This is a genomic window from Amycolatopsis sp. NPDC049252, from assembly GCF_043197175.1.
Lineage (GTDB): Bacteria > Actinomycetota > Actinomycetes > Mycobacteriales > Pseudonocardiaceae > Amycolatopsis.
The window spans coordinates 50,394-66,550 of the sequence record NZ_JBICSQ010000007.1 but is presented as its reverse complement, the minus strand read 5'-3'; the positions used below and the strand labels follow the sequence as shown (position 1 = coordinate 66,550).

The 16,157-nt window shown below is 70.0% G+C and carries 10 protein-coding genes and 2 tRNA genes; 9 read left to right on the top strand and 3 right to left on the bottom strand.

Features of this window, described 5'->3' with window-relative positions:
- Positions 1–28: 28 nt before the first annotated feature.
- Entirely contained in the window at positions 29–1,627 is a 1,599-nt protein-coding gene (gene serA, locus ACGFMK_RS12250) for a phosphoglycerate dehydrogenase (RefSeq protein ID WP_392761136.1), read from the top strand.
- Between the two features lie 47 nt (positions 1,628–1,674).
- On the opposite strand, the gene ACGFMK_RS12245 is transcribed toward serA, so the two are convergent.
- Positions 1,675–2,205: a barstar family protein gene (locus tag ACGFMK_RS12245; RefSeq protein WP_392761133.1), complete on the bottom strand. Its 531-nt coding sequence runs from the start codon at positions 2,203–2,205 to the stop codon at positions 1,675–1,677.
- Positions 2,206–2,405: 200 nt separating this feature from the next.
- Here ACGFMK_RS12245 and ACGFMK_RS12240 point away from each other — a divergent pair, with 200 nt between their 5' ends.
- The 4 genes from ACGFMK_RS12240 to ACGFMK_RS12225 all read left to right on the top strand — a co-directional run bounded on the left by ACGFMK_RS12240 (position 2,406) and on the right by ACGFMK_RS12225 (position 10,391).
- Positions 2,406–5,768, top strand: a complete 3,363-nt coding sequence (locus ACGFMK_RS12240) for a S8 family serine peptidase (RefSeq protein ID WP_392761130.1) — start codon at positions 2,406–2,408, stop codon at positions 5,766–5,768.
- Between the two features lie 228 nt (positions 5,769–5,996).
- Positions 5,997–7,034, top strand: a complete 1,038-nt coding sequence (locus ACGFMK_RS12235; protein ID WP_323331923.1) for a 3-isopropylmalate dehydrogenase — start codon at positions 5,997–5,999, stop codon at positions 7,032–7,034.
- A gap of 950 nt (positions 7,035–7,984) precedes the next feature.
- The gene (cimA, locus tag ACGFMK_RS12230) at positions 7,985–9,589 is read left to right on the top strand and encodes a citramalate synthase (RefSeq protein WP_392761126.1); all 1,605 of its coding nucleotides are present in this window, start codon (positions 7,985–7,987) and stop codon (positions 9,587–9,589) included.
- A gap of 31 nt (positions 9,590–9,620) precedes the next feature.
- Complete coding sequence (locus ACGFMK_RS12225) at positions 9,621–10,391, top strand: fumarylacetoacetate hydrolase family protein (protein WP_392761124.1); 771 nt, start codon at positions 9,621–9,623, stop codon at positions 10,389–10,391.
- Here the strand turns inward: ACGFMK_RS12225 and ACGFMK_RS12220 are convergent.
- A complete protein-coding gene (locus tag ACGFMK_RS12220; protein WP_392761122.1) occupies positions 10,388–11,629 on the bottom strand; it encodes an FAD-dependent oxidoreductase in 1,242 nt (413 codons plus the stop codon). The two genes, ACGFMK_RS12225 and ACGFMK_RS12220, sit on opposite strands and share 4 nt — an antisense overlap.
- 105 nt (positions 11,630–11,734) lie before the next feature.
- Here ACGFMK_RS12220 and gltX point away from each other — a divergent pair, with 105 nt between their 5' ends.
- The 4 genes from gltX (at position 11,735) to ACGFMK_RS12200 (ending at position 14,459) form a co-directional block, all read left to right on the top strand.
- Positions 11,735–13,213, top strand: a complete 1,479-nt coding sequence (gltX, locus tag ACGFMK_RS12215) for a glutamate--tRNA ligase (RefSeq protein WP_392761120.1) — start codon at positions 11,735–11,737, stop codon at positions 13,211–13,213.
- A gap of 202 nt (positions 13,214–13,415) precedes the next feature.
- Entirely contained in the window at positions 13,416–14,150 is a 735-nt protein-coding gene (locus ACGFMK_RS12210) for an HAD family hydrolase (RefSeq protein ID WP_392761494.1), read from the top strand.
- A gap of 60 nt (positions 14,151–14,210) precedes the next feature.
- A tRNA-Gln gene (locus ACGFMK_RS12205) sits at positions 14,211–14,282 on the top strand.
- 101 nt (positions 14,283–14,383) lie between these two features.
- Positions 14,384–14,459: transfer RNA gene (locus tag ACGFMK_RS12200), tRNA-Glu, on the top strand.
- A 500-nt stretch (positions 14,460–14,959) separates the two neighbouring features.
- On the opposite strand, the gene ACGFMK_RS12195 is transcribed toward ACGFMK_RS12200, so the two are convergent.
- On the bottom strand, positions 14,960–15,937 hold the full coding sequence (locus ACGFMK_RS12195) for a LuxR C-terminal-related transcriptional regulator (RefSeq protein ID WP_392761117.1): 978 nt from the start codon (positions 15,935–15,937) through the stop codon (positions 14,960–14,962).
- Between the last annotated feature and the right edge of the window lie 220 nt (positions 15,938–16,157).

Here is a 16,157-nt window from a genome sequence, read left to right as displayed (position 1 = left end):
GAAATGACCAGATAGTGGGAGCCGCATCGTGAGCAAGCCCAGCAAACCCGTCGTCCTCATCGCGGAGAAGCTCGCCCCCTCCGTGCTGAGTGTGTTCGGTGACGAGGTGGAGGTCCGGCACGTCGACGGCACGGACCGATCCGCGCTGCTGGAGGCGGTGAAGAGCGCCGACGCGCTCCTGGTCCGGTCCGCGACCAAGGTCGACGCCGAGGTCTTCGCCGCCACGACCCAGCTCAAGGTCGTCGCCCGCGCCGGCGTCGGGCTGGACAACGTCGAGGTGCCCGCGGGCACCGAGCGCGGTGTCCTCGTCGTGAACGCCCCGACGTCGAACATCGTCTCCGCCGCCGAGCACGCCGTGGCCCTGCTGCTCTCCGTCGCGCGCCGCATCCCGGCCGCCGACCAGAGCCTGCGCGGCGGCGAGTGGAAGCGCAGCTCGTTCTCCGGCGTCGAGCTGCAGGGCAAGACCGTCGGCGTGGTCGGCCTCGGCAAGATCGGCCAGCTGTTCGCGCAGCGCCTCGCCGCGTTCGACACCAAGCTCATCGCGTACGACCCCTACGTCTCGGCCGCGCGCGCCGCGCAGCTGGGCATCGAGCTCGTCACCCTCGACGAGCTGCTGACCCGCGCCGACGCGATCTCCATCCACCTGCCGAAGACCCCGGAGACCAAGGGCCTCATCGACGCCGAGGCGCTGAAGAAGACCAAGCCGGGCGTCATCATCGTGAACGCCGCCCGCGGCGGCCTGATCGTCGAGCAGGACCTGGCCGACGCGCTGCGCTCGGGCCACGTCGGCGGCGCCGGCGTCGACGTCTTCGTCACCGAGCCGACCACGTCCAGCCCGCTGTTCGAGCTGGAGAACGTCGTTGTCACCCCGCACCTGGGCGCCTCCACCGCCGAGGCGCAGGACCGCGCGGGCACCGACGTCGCCAAGTCGGTGCTGCTGGCCCTGCGCGGCGACTTCGTGCCGGACGCGGTGAACGTCTCCGGCGGCGGCGCGGTCGGCGAGCACGTCCGCCCGTACCTGTCGCTCGTGCAGAAGCTCGGCATGCTGCTCACCGCGCTGAACCCGAAGGCGCCGAGCACGGTCGACGTCGTGGTCAAGGGCGAGATCTCCAACGAGGACACCGGGGTGCTGCAGCTCGCCGCGCTGCGCGGGGTGTTCACCGGCGTGGTCGAGGACCAGGTCACGTTCGTCAACGCGCCGCAGCTCGCCGAGAAGCTCGGCGTCCAGGTGCAGTTGACGACCGAGCCGGAGAGCCCCAAGTTCCGCAGCCTGGTCACCGTCCGCGCGGCGTACGCCGACGGCACGGCGCTGACCGTGTCTGGTTCGGTCACCGGCCTGGACGAGGTCGAGAAGCTCGTCGAGGTCAACGGCCGCGGCTTCGACCTGCGCGCCGAGGGCACCGTGCTCCTGGTCGAGTACCCGGACCGCCCGGGCGTGATGGGCCGCGTCGGCACGCTGCTCGGGGAAGCCGGCATCAACATCGAGGCCGCGCAGATCAGCCAGACGACCGACGGCTCCGACGCCGTGATGCTGCTGCGCGTCGACCGCCACATCGACGCGCACCTGCTGGAGCCGATCGGCGCCTCGGTAGGCGCGCACACGATCCGCGCCGTCGACCTCGGCTGACGTCTCCGGTCCTGAAGGCTCTCTCGCCGCGTCCGGCGAGGGGGCCTTCAGGCGTTTTCGGGCCTTCGGTTCGCGTTCAGCCACTCGGCGCGGTTCCAGAGCACCGGCGAAGCGCCGACCGGTTCGAAGAGGACGTCCGGATCGTCGCTCTGCACCAGGACGACGAGCGGACGGCCGAAGAGCATCGCCACGCGTGAGTGGCTCGCCAGGAGGTCCAGCACGATCTGGGCCGAGCGCGGACTGCGCGCGGCGTACGCGTCGTAGCCGGTGAAGACGATCGCGAGCCCGGCCGAGTCCGGCGACCACCCGTAGTCGTGGGCGACGACGTCACGCAGGCAGTCGTTGAGCGCGTCGAGGTTCTGCCCGTAGTAATCCGGGAAGTCGAGCGCCGCGGCGACGGCGGTGTGCATGTCGAGATCGGACGTCCACTCGCGCGCGCTCAGCCGGGTGACCTGGTAGTCGTGCTCCGCCAGCCATTCCGTCGTCTCGGTCAGGAGCTGCGGCCGCCAGAACAGCGTCACGGGGCCGTCGCGCAGCAGAGTGAACGCGAGGTCGTTGCGGGGCTCGTAGCGGTGCATGGCTGCCGAGCCTATCGGCAATCACATTCACATAACGGACTTATTTGCCTACCTAAGTAGGTGTTTTGGGGCATTAGGTTCTCCCCGCGAGGTTGAACCACGCGTCGTCGAGGGCACGGCGCGGTTGCCGTGCTTCACCGTCGGGGGTGCCAGGAGCGGCAGGCAGGTTCGGGTCCAGACCTCGAGTAAGGGGCCCACTCATGAGCAGATCCCGCTTACCCGCGCGCGCCATGACGGCGGCCTTCGCCGTCGTGCTGGTCGCCGCGCTCGGGGCGCCGGTCGCGACCGCGGCCGAGGCACCGCTCGCCGACGGCGTCACGCCGGCGAAGATCGACGACGCCAAGCTGCAGGGCAAGGTCGCGCCGCGCCTGGCCGCCGCGCAGGGCCGCGTCACCGCGTTCGTCGAGCTGGCCAAGAAGCCCGCCGTCGACGCGTTCACCGCGGCCCAGCCGCAGGGCAAGGACCAGGCGAAGCGGGCCGCTCGCGCCGCGAAGGACGACACCGCCGCCGCGGTGACCTCCGTGCTCGGCCAGCTGCGCTCGGCCGATGCCAAGCCGCAGGTCGTCACCCAGACCGCCAACGCCGTTCCCGGCGTGGTCGTCACCGCCGACGCCGCGAAGCTGCGCGAGGTCGCGAAGCGCGCGGACGTCGTTTCGGTGCGCACGGTCGTGCCGAAGACCCGCACCAACGCCAGCGCCGAGCAGCTGACCAACACGCTCGCCGCGTGGCAGCAGACCGGCAAGTTCGGTGACGGCGTCCGCGTCGGCGTCATCGACGACGGCATCGACTACACCCACGCCGACTTCGGCGGCCCCGGCACGCAGGCGGCCTACAAGAGCGTCGACAGCACCAAGCCGACCCCGCTGTTCCCGAGCGCCAAGGTGGTCGGCGGCACCGACCTCGTCGGCGACGACTACGACGCCGCGACGCCCGGCAAGACCACCCCGGCCCCGGACCCGAACCCGCTGGCCTGCGGTGAGCACGGCACGCACGTCGCCGGCACCATCGGCGGCTACGGCGTCACCGCCGACGGCAAGACCTTCAAGGGCGACTACAAGAAGCTGGACGCCAAGAAGGTCGACGCGATGCAGATCGGCCCGGGCACGGCGCCGAAGTCGCTCCTCTACGCCATCAAGGTGTTCGGCTGCACGGGCTCCACGAACGTCACCTCGCAGGCCCTCGACTGGGCGCTCGACCCGGACGGCGACGGCGACTTCACCGACCACCTCGACATCGTCAACCTCTCGCTGGGCTCCGACTTCGGCGCGCCGGACGACCCGGACTCGCTGTTCGTGCGCAAGCTCGCCGCGAACAACGTGCTCCCGGTGATCTCCGCGGGCAACGGCGGCGACATCAACGACATCGCCGGCTCGCCCGGCAACACGCCCGAGGCGCTCACCGTCGCCAGCACGCGGGACGCGGGTGTCCTGCGCGACGCCGCCGAGGTCACCGCGCCCACCGCGGCCAAGGGCCAGAAGACCGGCCAGTACAGCCAGAACTACACCGGTTACGACACGCTGAACCTGACCGCCCCGGTCGTCACGCTGGCGGGCGCGAACAACGCGGGCTGCGCGGCGTACTCCGCGGCCGACAAGGCGAAGGCGGCCGGCAAGTTCGTCTGGCTGGAGTGGGACGACAACGACTCGACCCGCGCGTGCGGTTCGGCCGTCCGGGCCAACAACGCCCAGGCCGCCGGGGCCAAGGGCGTGCTGCTGTCGTCCACTTTGGAGCACTTCAGCGCGGGTATCGCGGGCAACGCGGCGATCCCGATGTTCCAGTTCACCGGCTCCGCGACCGCGCCGCTGCGCGCGTCGCTGACCGCGGGCACGCTGCAGGTGCGCCTGTACGGCACCGGTCGCGCGTCGATCCAGACGTACGACAAGAAGATCGTCGACACCCCGAGCTCGTTCACCTCGCGCGGTACCCGCGGCCCGGCGCTCAAGCCGGACGTGGCCGCCCCCGGTGACACGATCACCTCGGCGTTCCGCGGCAGCGGCAACGGCCGGACCGTGCTGTCCGGCACGTCGATGGCCGCCCCGCACACCACGGGCATCACGGCGCTGGTCCGCCAGTCCCACCCGGACTGGTCGGTCGAGGAGGTCAAGGCCTCGGTGATCGACACCGCCGGCCACGACGTCACCGACGGCGCGGGCCGCACCTTCGCGCCGCAGCGCGTCGGCAGCGGCCGGATCGACGCGAAGGCGGCGCTGGACAACCAGGTGCTCGCCTACGTCCAGGACGACCCGGGCGCGGTCAGCGTCAGCTTCGGCGCGGTCGAGGCCGGGGGTCCGGTCACGCTGTCGAAGACGATCAAGCTGGTCAACAAGGGTGTCACGCCGGTCGAGTACTCGGTGGCCTACCAGGCGGTCAACGCGCTGCCGGGCGTCGAGTACACAGTGGACACGCCGTCGGTGAAGCTCTCGCCGCGCGGCACCGCCAAGGTGAAGGTGACGCTGAAGATCACCGACCCGAAGGCCCTGCGCAAGGTCATGGACCCGACCATGCAGGCCGTCCAGGCCGGGCTCGCCCGCCAGTTCGTCGCGGACGCCTCCGGCCGCGTCGCCTTCACCCCGACGAGCGGGGCCAAGGTACCGCTGCGGGTTTCGGTTTACGCGGCGCCGAAGCCGGTGTCGGCGATTTCGACGCCGTCGTCGGTCAAGTTCGCCCCGGACGCCACCCAGGCCGTGCTGAACCTGAGCGGTCGCGGTGTGGACCAGGGGACGGGCGCGCAGCGCTACCGCTCGCTGATCAGCGTGCTCGAGCTGCAGGCGGAGTCCCCGCAGCTGCCCGAGTGCGACGCGGACGTGGTCACCGACTGCACGGTGAACAAGACCGCCAAGGGCGGCGACCTCCGCTACGTCGGCGCGGCGTCCACCGCGCCGCTGGCGAAGGCGCAGGGTGAGCCGGAGAACGCGATCCTCGCGTTCGGCCTGTCCACCTGGGGCGACTGGGCGAACATCGGCAGCAACACCTCGCCGTTCGTCGACATCGACACCACCGGGGACGGCACGCCGGACTTCGAGACCTACGTGACCAAGGCGACGGCGACCGACGTCCTGATCGCGGTCACGGTCGCGCTGACCCCGGGCTTCCCGACGGTCGACGTCCAGGCCGTCAACGGGCAGCTCGGCGACGTGGACACGAACGTGTTCGACACGAACGTGATCACCTTGCCGGTTTCGCTGGCCGCGCTGGGCATCGACGCGAACGCCGACACCCACCGGATCTCCTACACGGTGGGCGTCAGCGGCTTCTACGTCGCTCCGGGCACGACGAACGGGCTGATCGACTACGTCGGCACGCCGCTTTCGTTCGACGCGCTCGCGCCGGGCTACGCGGTGCAGGGCGGCGGCGACGCCGCGCTGGGCTACGTCGCCAAGCCGGGCACGGCGCTCGTCGTCACCCGGAACGCGGCCTCGGCCGCGGCCGACGGCGCGCTCGGGCTGCTCGCCATCGAACACCACAACGCCGCGGGGAACCGCGCGAACGTGGTCAAGGTGGACGCGGCCCAGGGTGCCCGGCCGGGGAACGAGCGTCAGCCGATCGGGGCGGGCCGCTCGTAGCGGACCGCAAGATCGATCTGTGCAGGTTCAGGGGCGTCTCCGGCGGGTTTCCGCCGGGGGCGCCCCGCCGCTGTTCACCCAATCGGGTGTCTCACCCTGCGGGAGGATGCGGCATAAGGGTGGTGCGGCTACGGCCGTTTGTCTACGGCCGGTAACCTTCCGGCTGCTGGCGTTTTGTTGCGGTGGGCCATCGGTGCGGCCGGTGGCCTGGTCGACGGAGGTGTGTGGATGCGGCTCGCTGTGATCCCAGGAGACGGGATCGGGCCCGAGGTGGTCTCCGAGGCGTTGAAGGTGCTCGGTGAAGTGGCACCGACTGCGGAGATCACGAACTACGACCTCGGCGCCGCCCGATGGCACTCGACGGGCGAGCTGCTCCCGGAGTCGGTGCTCGGCGAACTGCGGCAGCACGACGCGATCCTGCTGGGCGCGGTCGGCGATCCGACGGTGCCGAGCGGCATCCTGGAGCGCGGCCTGCTGCTGCGCCTGCGGTTCGAAATGGACCACCACGTCAACCTGCGCCCGGCGCGGCTGTACCCGGGTGTCCGGGGACCGCTGGCCGACGCCGGCGACGTCGACATGGTCGTCGTGCGCGAAGGCACCGAAGGCCCGTACGCGGGAACCGGTGGCCTGATCCGCAAGGACACCGAGCACGAGATCGCGACGGAGGTCAGCGTCAACACGGCGTTCGGCGTGCGTCGCGTGGTCGCGGACGCGTTCAACCGCGCCGAGGCCCGGCCGCGCAAGCACCTGACGCTCGTGCACAAGACCAACGTGCTCTCGTTCGCCGGGTCGCTGTGGTCGCGGATCGTCGAAGAGGTCTCGCTGGAGCACCCGGAGGTGACGGTCGCCTACTCCCATGTGGACGCGGCGACGATCCACCTGGTGACCGACCCGTCCCGGTTCGACGTCATCGTGACGGACAACCTGTTCGGCGACATCATCACCGACCTCGCGGCGGCGGTGACGGGCGGAATCGGCCTCGCGGCGAGCGGCAACCTGGACATGACCCGCCGCAACCCGAGCATGTTCGAGCCGGTGCACGGTTCGGCGCCGGACATCGCGGGCCAGGGCCTGGCCGACCCGACGGCCGCGGTGCTGTCGGTCTCGCTGCTGCTGGACCACCTGGGCCAGAAGGAAGCGGCGCGGCGCATCGAGGCTTCGGTGGCCTTCGATCTGGCGACCCGGGACCAGGCGTCCCCGGGCGCGACCACGGCGATCGGTGACCGGTTGGCGGCGCTCGTGTCGTCGAACGTGCGCACCGGCTGATAGCTGCCTTCTGCTTGACGGGGAGCCCCGCGCCGATTCGGTGCGGGGCTTCTTCGTTGTTTTTTGGGGGCGTGTTCTTGATTGCGTGAGTAGTCCTCACCGGTCTGGTTGCGAACGGGCCGGTGGTGCTGTTGTGGTGCGAAAGGGCCATTGGTGCGGGCCCGGGGTGCGAGCGGTCCGTTGGTGCTCTCGGGTGCGCGAGTGGTCCTCTCGTGTGGGTTTGGTTGTGGGTGGCCCGTTCGTGCCGGGTGTTGGGGGTCGCGAGTGGTCCGTTGGTGCTGTTTGTGGCGTGAGTGGGCCGTCGGTGCGGGTTGGGGTGCGAGTGGGCCGCTGGTGCGAGTGGGGGGTGCGAACGGTCCGCCGGTGCCCTCGGGTGCGTGAGTGGTCCTCTCGTGCGGGTTTGGTTGTGGGTGGGCCGTTCGTGCGGCGCTGGGCGTCAGGAGCGGTCCGTTGGTGCTGTTTGTGGCGCGAAAGGGCCGCTCGTGCGGATCGGGGTGCGAACGGCCCGTCGGCGCTCTCGGCCGCACGACTGGCCCACTCGCATCGGTTTCGTCGCGAACGGTCCGTTCGTGCGGTGCTCGTGCCGCGACAGCACCGGCCGATCGCGGGGTTGTCCACAGCACCGCCGTGATGTGGACAACCCCGCCGTGCAACGGTCTTCCGGGCGGTTGTGTCCGTGGGTGCCGATAAACTGGGTGCGGGGCCGGCCCCCAGGGAGTGGCGGGGGACGTTTGCGGCGCCTGTCCCGGATGGTGGGAGCTTGACCCAGGTTGTGGACTTCGACCGAAACCCTGTGGCATGATGCGACCGTGACCAACTTCGCGATCATTATCGCCGAGCGCGCCGGACGATAGCTCCACAAGAGCTCTCCCGGCGCGCAACCTCTCGCACCCCTGCGGGAGGTTTTTTTGTTGCCCAGAAACGACTTGAACCGGCCCGAGGAGAACACCGTGACCCGCAAGGAGCCCGCCGATACCCCCCTCGGCGACGCCTTCCACCTCTACGACACGACCCTGCGCGACGGTGCGCAGCGCGAGGGCATCTCCTACTCCGTCCAGGACAAGCTGGCCGTCGCGCGGCTGCTGGACGAGCTGGGTGTCGGGTTCGTCGAGGGTGGCTGGCCGGGCGCGCTCCCCAAGGACACCGAGTTCTTCGCCCGCGCCGCGAAAGGGGAACTGAAGCTCAAGCACGCGGCGCTCGTCGCGTTCGGCGCCACCCGCAAGGCCGGCACCACCGCCGACGTCGATCCGCAGGTGCGGGCGCTTCTCGAAAGCGAGGCGCCGGTCATCACCCTCGTCGCGAAGTCCGACCTGCGCCACATCGAGCGCGCCCTGCGGGTCGACGTCGGCGAAGCCTGCGAGATGGTGCGCGACACCGTCGAATTCCTCGTCAACGAAGGCCGGAGGGTCTTCCTCGACGCCGAGCACTTCTTCGACGGCTACGCGCACTCACCCGAAACCTCCTTGAGGATCCTCGACGCCGCCGCGAACGCCGGCGCCGACGTTCTCGTGCTCTGCGACACGAACGGTGGCCAGCTGCCGCTGGGCCTCGCGGAGACGGTCAAGACCATCAAGGAAAAGACCGGATTCCGGCTCGGGATCCACTGTCAGGACGACACTTCCTGCGCCGTGGCGAACTCCGTCGCCGCGGTGCAGGCCGGCGTGACGCACGTCCAGTGCACCGCCAACGGTTACGGGGAGCGGGCCGGCAACGCCGACCTCTTCGCCGTGACGGGAAACCTGGTGACCAAGCTCGGCATGGACGTCCTCCCGACCGGAGGCGCCGCCGAACTCACCCGGGTCTCCCATGCCCTTGCCGAAATCGCGAACCTCGCCCCCTACTCCCACCAGGCTTACGTAGGGGCGTCGGCTTTTGCCCACAAGGCAGGACTGCACGCGAGCGCGATCAAGGTGGATCCGTTGTTGTACAACCACATCGATCCGTCTTCCGTCGGCAACGACATGCGGGTACTGGTCACCGAGATGGCCGGCAGGGCCAGCCTCGAGCTCAAGGGACGTGAGCTCGGGGTCGACCTTGCCGGCCGGCCCGAAGCGCTGACGAGCGCGATGCGGAAGGTCAAGCGCCTCGAAGCCGAGGGCTGGTCCTTCGAGGCGGCCGACGCCTCCCTCGAACTGCTGCTGCGCCAGGAGGCCGACGTCCCGGTCGAGGCGCCGTTCGAGCTCGAGTCCTACCGCGTGGTGCTCGACCACCGCGCCGACGCCGAGGTCGTCTCCGAGGCGACGGTCAAGGTGCACGTCGGCGGCCAGCGGGTCATCGCCACCGCCGAGGGCATCGGCCCGGTCCACGCCCTCGACGCCGCGTTGCGCAAGGCCCTGAGCCCGCACCTGTCCTGGTTGGACAGTGTGGACCTGGCCGACTACAAGGTCCGGATCCTGCAGGGCCACCCCGGCACCGACGCCGTGACGCGCGTGCTGGTCGAGAGCACCGACGGCGAACGCGAATGGACCACGGTCGGGGTGCACGGCAACATCGTCGAGGCCAGCTGGCTGGCGTTGTGCGACGCGCTCGTGCACAAGAGCACCACCGTGGCATAGGTCACCGGCCGGGCGCACGTAGACTGACTGCGTGCGCCTAGCCCGTATTGCTCATCCCGGTGGAGTCGCGTTCGCTTCGGTCGAAGGGGACGGTGACGACGCCCAGGTCCTGGAGATCGCCGAGCACCCGTTCGGCCAGCCCAACTTCACCGGCAAGCGGTGGCCGCTGGCCGACGTCCGGCTGCTCGCGCCGATCCTGCCGTCCAAGGTGATCGCCGTCGGCCGCAACTACGCCAAGCACGCGGCCGAGTTCGGCAACGAGGTGCCCAGCGCCCCGATGCTGTTCCTCAAGCCGTCGACCACGGTCATCGGCCCGAACGCGGCCATCCGCCGCCCGTCCGGCGTCGGCCGCGTCGACTTCGAGGGCGAATTGGCCATCGTGATCGGCCAGCCGGTGAAGAACGTGCCGGCCGCGCGCGCCGCGAGCGCCATCCTCGGCTACACCGTCGCCAACGACGTCAGCGCCCGCGACCTGCAGAAGTCCGACGGCCAGTGGGGCCGCGCCAAGGGCTTCGACACCTTCTGCCCGCTCGGGCCGTGGATCGAGACCTCGCTCGACGCCTCCGACTTGGCGCTGCGCTCCGAGGTCGACGGCGAGCTCAAGCAGGACGGCCGCACCTCCGACCTCGTGCACAAGATCCCCGAGCTGGTCGAGTTCGTCTCCGGCGTGATGACCCTGCTGCCCGGCGACGTCATCCTCACCGGCACCCCGGAGGGCGTCGGCCCGATCGAGGGCGGCCAGAGCGTCTCGATCACCATCGACGGCATCGGCACCCTGACCAACCCGGTCGAAAGCATCTAACCCCGGGACGCCGGCTCCATCGCCCGCCGGGCGAAGGCCGGTGCGTGCTCGGGCCGCAGGCCCAGGCCCAGCAGCCGGGCCGGGACGTACGACAGCCGCGGGAACCGCGCGAACAGCTTGATCATGGCGGCCGGCGGGCCGTTGCGCCTGCCCGCCATGACCTGCCGGACCACGGTCCCGTGCAGCACCCGCTGCAGCCCCTGGACCAGCAGCGTGGGCAGCAACCGCCGTGCGCGCACCTTCGCCAGGTCCGCCGGCGCCGGGCGGCCCCGGCGCAGCGGCTCGGCCAGCAACGTCGCCGCCGCGACCGCGTCCTGCACCGCCAGGTTGATGCCGACCCCGCCGATCGGCGACATCGCGTGCGCCGCGTCGCCGATGCACAGCAGCCCGTCGACGTGCCACGTGCGCAGCAGGTTGAGCCGCACGTCGAGGAACTTGACGTCGTCCATCGTCTCGAGCTCGTGCACCCGGTCGGTGAACTCCGGGCAGATCTGCGCGACGTTGTCGCGGAACGCCTCGATGCCCTGCTCGCGCAGGTCGTCACCCTTCGGGCCGAGGTAGGCGACCTGGAAGAAGTCCGGCCGGGGGAGCGGCACGGCGAAGCGGCGGTCCCGCATCTTCGGCAGGAGCATTCCGGACACGTCGCCTTCCGCGCGCGAGAGCCGGAACCACCAGACGTCGAACGGGCAGTCGTACTCGCGCGGCACGAGGCCGGCCTCGCGGCGGGCCAGTGACCACCGGCCGTCCGCGGCGATCACCAGGTCGGCACGGATTTCCCCGGTCTCCCCGGCGGCCGTGCGGTAGGTGATCCCGGCGACGCGGCCCTGCTCGCGGACCAGGCCGGTGCACTCGGTCTCCATCCGCTGGACGAACGTCGGCTCCTTGCGCGCGCTCTCGGCCAGCAGGTCGAGGAAGTCCCACTGCGGCACCATCGCGACGTAGGGGTGCGCCACCTTCAGCCGGGTGAAGTCGGCCAGCTTCATCAGCTCGCCGTTCTCCTGCGGGAACCCCGCCGAGCGCATCTCGCTGTGCGGCAGCGCGCCGAACTTCTCGCCGAGCCCCAGCTCGTCGAGCAGCGTAAGCGTCGACGGGTGGACGGTGTCGCCGCGGAAGTCCCGCAGGAAGTCGGCGTGCTTCTCCAGCACCGTCACCTCGACGCCCGCCCGGGCCAGCAGCAGCCCGGTGACCATCCCGGCCGGCCCGCCGCCGATGACGACGCAGCCCGTGCGCTCGGTCATCTCCACCATCTCCCCATCTATTTCATCACCTGTTGAATAAGACGAGGATGCACCCGGCCCGGTCCGTGCGTCAAGCGATGGGGCGACGGATACGCTGATCGGGCTATGAGTGAGACATCGGTGGTTCGCGCGCGCTTCTGTCCTTCGCCGACCGGCACCCCGCACGTCGGGTTGATCCGCACGGCGTTGTTCAACTGGGCCTTCGCCCGGCACAACCAGGGTCAGCTGGTGTTCCGGATCGAGGACACCGACGCCGCGCGCGACTCGCAGGAGTCCTACGAGCAGCTGCTCGACGGGCTGCGCTGGCTCGGCATCGACTGGGACGAAGGCCCCGAGGCCGGCGGCGACTACGGGCCGTACCGCCAGAGCGAGCGCCGGGCGATCTACGCCGACGTCGCCGCGAAGCTCCTCGAAGCGGGGGAGCTGTACGAGGCGTTCTCGACCAACGAAGAGGTGGAGGCCCGGCGCAAGGCGGCCGGCCTGGACCCGAAGCTGGGCTACGACAACTTCGACCGCGCCCTGACCGACGAGCAGCGCGCCGACTACCGCGCCGAGGGCCGCGCGCCGGTGCTGCGGCTGCGCATGCCGGACATCGACCTCGCCTGGACCGACCTGGTGCGCGGCGACATCAGCTTCCCGGCCGGCACCATCCCGGACCCGGTGCTGGTGCGGGCCAACGGCGAACCGCTGTACACGCTGACCAACCCGGTCGACGACGCGCTGATGAAGATCACGCACGTGCTGCGCGGCGAGGACCTGCTGCCCTCGACGCCGCGGCAGCTCGCGCTGTACGCGGCGCTGGAGCGGATCGGCGTGGCGGAGTTCACGCCGCAGTTCGGCCATTTGCCGTACGTGATGGGCGAGGGCAACAAGAAACTGTCCAAACGCGACCCTTCGTCGAATCTCTTCAACTACCGCGACCGCGGCTTCATCCGCGAGGGCCTGCTGAACTACCTGGCCCTGCTGGGCTGGTCCATCGCCGACGACCGCGACGTGTTCTCGGTCGAGGAGCTGGTCGAAGCCTTCGACGTCACGAAGGTCAGCGCCAACCCGGCGCGCTTCGACGTCAAGAAGGCCGAAGCCATCAACGGCCAGCACGTGCGGGCCTTGCCGGCGGCGGAGTTCGTGAGCCGGGTCACGCCTTACCTCGTCACCGCGGGGGTGCTGCCGGACTCGCCCAGCGACGAGCAGCTGGCCCGGTTGAGCGCGATCGCGCCGCTGGTGCAGGAGCGCGTCACGGTGCTGTCGGACGCGCCTCCCATGGTGCGCTTCCTGTTCGCCGACGAGGAGACGTTCGCGCCGGAGGAGGACGCCGCGGCGAAGAACCTCGGCGAGCCCGCGCAGCCCGTGCTCACCGCGGCGCTGTCGGCGCTCGAGGCGCTGCCGTCGTGGGAGACCGCCGCCATCGAGCAGGCGCTGAAAGACGCCCTTGTGGACGGTCTGGGGCTCAAGCCCCGCAAGGCTTTCGCACCGGTGCGCGTCGCCATCACCGGGCGGACCGTTTCCCCGCCGCTGTACGAGTCGATGGAGCTGCTCGGCCGCGATGTCTCATTGGGACGGCTGCGCCGGGCAGTGGTCGGATAACCGAAAGAAGACGGTCCACCAACTGGGAGTAGAGCGCAAGGGCCGGAACAGGCGAAGCGCAATCACCTCTTTGGCAGCGTCGCGAACGCTGCGGTTGCCCTAGCCTCACTGGGTGGATTTCGCTTTGGCACCCCGGACCCCGTCGCGAACCGCCCCCGCCGAGGCGGCGCCCGAGCCCTGGGCGCCGCCGGCGCTCCGGCTGGTGTGCCTGGACATCGACGACACCCTGATCGACTGCACCGCCGCGATCCGCCGCGTCCTCCACATCCTCACCGGCCGCGGCGACCTCTGGCCGCTGTGGGACCTGATCACCGAAGAGCACGTCGCGCTCGTCGTCGCCGGTGAGATCGACTACCCGACCATGCACGAGCGCCGCACCGGCTGTTTCCTCGCCGAGCTCGGCATCCTCGCCGACACCGAGCAGGTGCTGTCCTTCGAACGGCGCCGCCGGGAACTGCTCGACACCTCGTGGCAGCTGTTCGACGACGTCCTCGAGTGCCTGGAGTGGTTGCGTGCCGCCGGTCTCGTGCTGGCCGCGGTGACGAACGCGTCGGGTGTCCACCAGCGCAAGAAAATCGCCGATCTCGGCCTGGCCCCGTTCTTCGATCACGTCGCCATCGCCGGCGAGCTCGGGGTGGCGAAACCCGATCCGGTGATGTTCCACACGGTCTGCCTCGGCCTGGGCTGCGCACCTGCCCAGGCCGTTCACGTCGGGGACAAACTCGACACGGACGCGATCGGCGCCCGCGACGCCGGCCTCGGCGCGGTCTGGCTCGACCGCGACGGCATCGCCGAACGCGCCCCCGAAGGCGTCCACACGGTCGCCGGCCTGGCCGAGCTGCCTGAGCTGCTGGTTTCGGAGTACGCGACGATCGGCGTCCCCGCCCAGCGCCGAACTGACACCCCCGCGTTCACCGTCCGGAACGGCGTGCTCTAGTATTTCTCCTCGTGCGGTGCTGAACCGGCCTGGTTGACCTTGATCGGCTCGGTACCTCACTGGGGTATGGTGTAATTGGCAGCACGACTGGTTCTGGTCCAGTTAGTCTAGGTTCGAGTCCTGGTACCCCAGCTGCGGAGAGTGACCCCCCTGCAGAGCGAGTAATCGCCTCTGGTAAGTTCTCTCCAGCAAGAAAAACAGAAAAGCCCCTGGGAAACCAGGGAAGTTCCTAAGCCCCCGTCGTCTAGCGGCCTAGGACGCCGGCCTCTCACGCCGGTAGCGTGGGTTCGAATCCCATCGGGGGTACCAGCACCATCCACCCGAACGCAGTTGACTCCGGTCAGCTGCGTTTTTGGTTTTGCGGGTGCCGTCGCATCGCCGGGTCCGGCCGCGTCTCGGGCTGTCCGGCATTCGTCCAGGTGCTGGCCAGCCGCGGACTCCAGTTTGCTTTGTGGTCAACGGATTCCCCGCGTCTGGTGGGACGCGGGCCGGGCTGACGTCGCGAAGATGAGGGTGGGAGCGGCGCCGTGTGCGAGCCGCAAGCACGACGACGTCATCCACGTTCCTCGCCTACGGCACCTTGGTTCTGCGTGCCGGCAGAAGGACGAGGCGGACGACGTCGCGATCCTGCAGGTTCGCTTCGTGAGCGCTGAGGGCATCGCCGCCGTCGCCGAGGCGCTCGACACGGACATCGGCACGCGGCCGGACACCCTCTCCCGATCCAGGTGGTTTCGACGGCGAACCGCGACCCGGCCCTGAGCACCGCGCTGGGGGAGGGAACGGCGGGTGGTCCGCCGTCCCCTTCCCGGTCAGGTCAGCCAGCCGCGCTGGGCCGCGCGCATGCCTGCTTCGAAGCGGCTCTTCGCCGCCAGGCGGTCCATCAGGTCGGCCATCATGCGGCGGACCGTGCGCAGGGACAGGCCGAGGCGGCGGGCGGCCACCTCGTCGGTCATGCCGTGGGACAGCAGCGACAGCAGCGCTCGCTCCTGGCCCGTCAGGCCCTCGTCGTCCCGGGTGCGGCCGGCGCCGAACGGCGACGCGCTGTACCAGAGCTGCTCGAAGTAGGCCCTCATCAGCGCGACGATGCCCGGCGTGGTGATCTGGATGGCGCCCTGGCGGGTGTTGTCCGCGTCGAGCGGGACCAGGGCGGTCTCCCGGTCGACCAGCAGCAGCCGGGCGGGCAGGGTCGGCTGGGTGCGGACCTCACCGCCGTGCTCCACGAGCCAGTCGACGTACTTCTGCGTGCGCTGGTCGTTGCGTGCGCTGTCCAGATAAACGGTCCGGATGGCCACGCCGCGTGATAGCGCGGCTTGGTTGAGTGGCATTCCGGCATTGATGCTCGCCTCGGACTGGGCGCCGCCGGGCATGAAGGAAAGGCATTCCTTGCTGGCCCGGCTCGCCAATACCTCGATACGGCGCTGGATCTCGTCGATTCCGACCAATTCGTCCGGCGCGAGAGACGGCGCGGTCTCCTGGAGACCGGCGATCAGATCCGAGACCGCCGCGTGACTTTCGGCCAGTTCGAGCTGGCTCCGTTGCAGTTGTGCCTGGCGCATTTGCACCAGGGAAAGCAGTCCGAACTCGGGATCGACGGCCCGCAGGGCGTCGGGGTTCTCCCGGGATGGACGGACCAGTGCGAGATCGGCCAAACGGTCAAGTGTCGTGCGTACTTCTTCCTCGGACAGACCCAGCGACGTGACCAGATCAGCGACACCCCAATCACGGTGCGCGACCATGGTTCGGTAGACCAATTCGCCGGCTGCGTCCACCCCCAGTGGCTTCAGCATGGAAGGCTGCGACCCCCAGTCTCTGCTCCCTGCTCTGTAACCCCCTCCGGGTCGGATCGTACACGGTGGTTAACACCCCGACCAGTGACGTACCCGGTGGTCGGAGGCCGTTCGGGGCCGCTCTGGCACCAAGGTGCGAGGTCATTTGGTGCCACCCCGGACCCCTTCCGGGACACCCGCGATCCGAGCCAAGCTGTGGTCAGCGAAAGCCGAACAACAC

What these genes read in the sequence shown, in the direction of transcription:
- ACGFMK_RS12245 (WP_392761133.1), bottom strand. Translation starts at nt 2,205, where the DNA reads ATGCACCGCTACGAGCCCCGCAACGACCTCGCGTTCACTCTGCTGCGC.
- ACGFMK_RS12240 (WP_392761130.1), top strand. Translation starts at nt 2,406, where the DNA reads ATGAGCAGATCCCGCTTACCCGCGCGCGCCATGACGGCGGCCTTCGCC.
- ACGFMK_RS12235 (WP_323331923.1), top strand. Translation starts at nt 5,997, where the DNA reads ATGCGGCTCGCTGTGATCCCAGGAGACGGGATCGGGCCCGAGGTGGTC.
- ACGFMK_RS12220 (WP_392761122.1), bottom strand. Translation starts at nt 11,629, where the DNA reads ATGACCGAGCGCACGGGCTGCGTCGTCATCGGCGGCGGGCCGGCCGGG.
- gltX (WP_392761120.1), top strand. Translation starts at nt 11,735, where the DNA reads ATGAGTGAGACATCGGTGGTTCGCGCGCGCTTCTGTCCTTCGCCGACC.
- ACGFMK_RS12195 (WP_392761117.1), bottom strand. Translation starts at nt 15,937, where the DNA reads ATGCTGAAGCCACTGGGGGTGGACGCAGCCGGCGAATTGGTCTACCGA.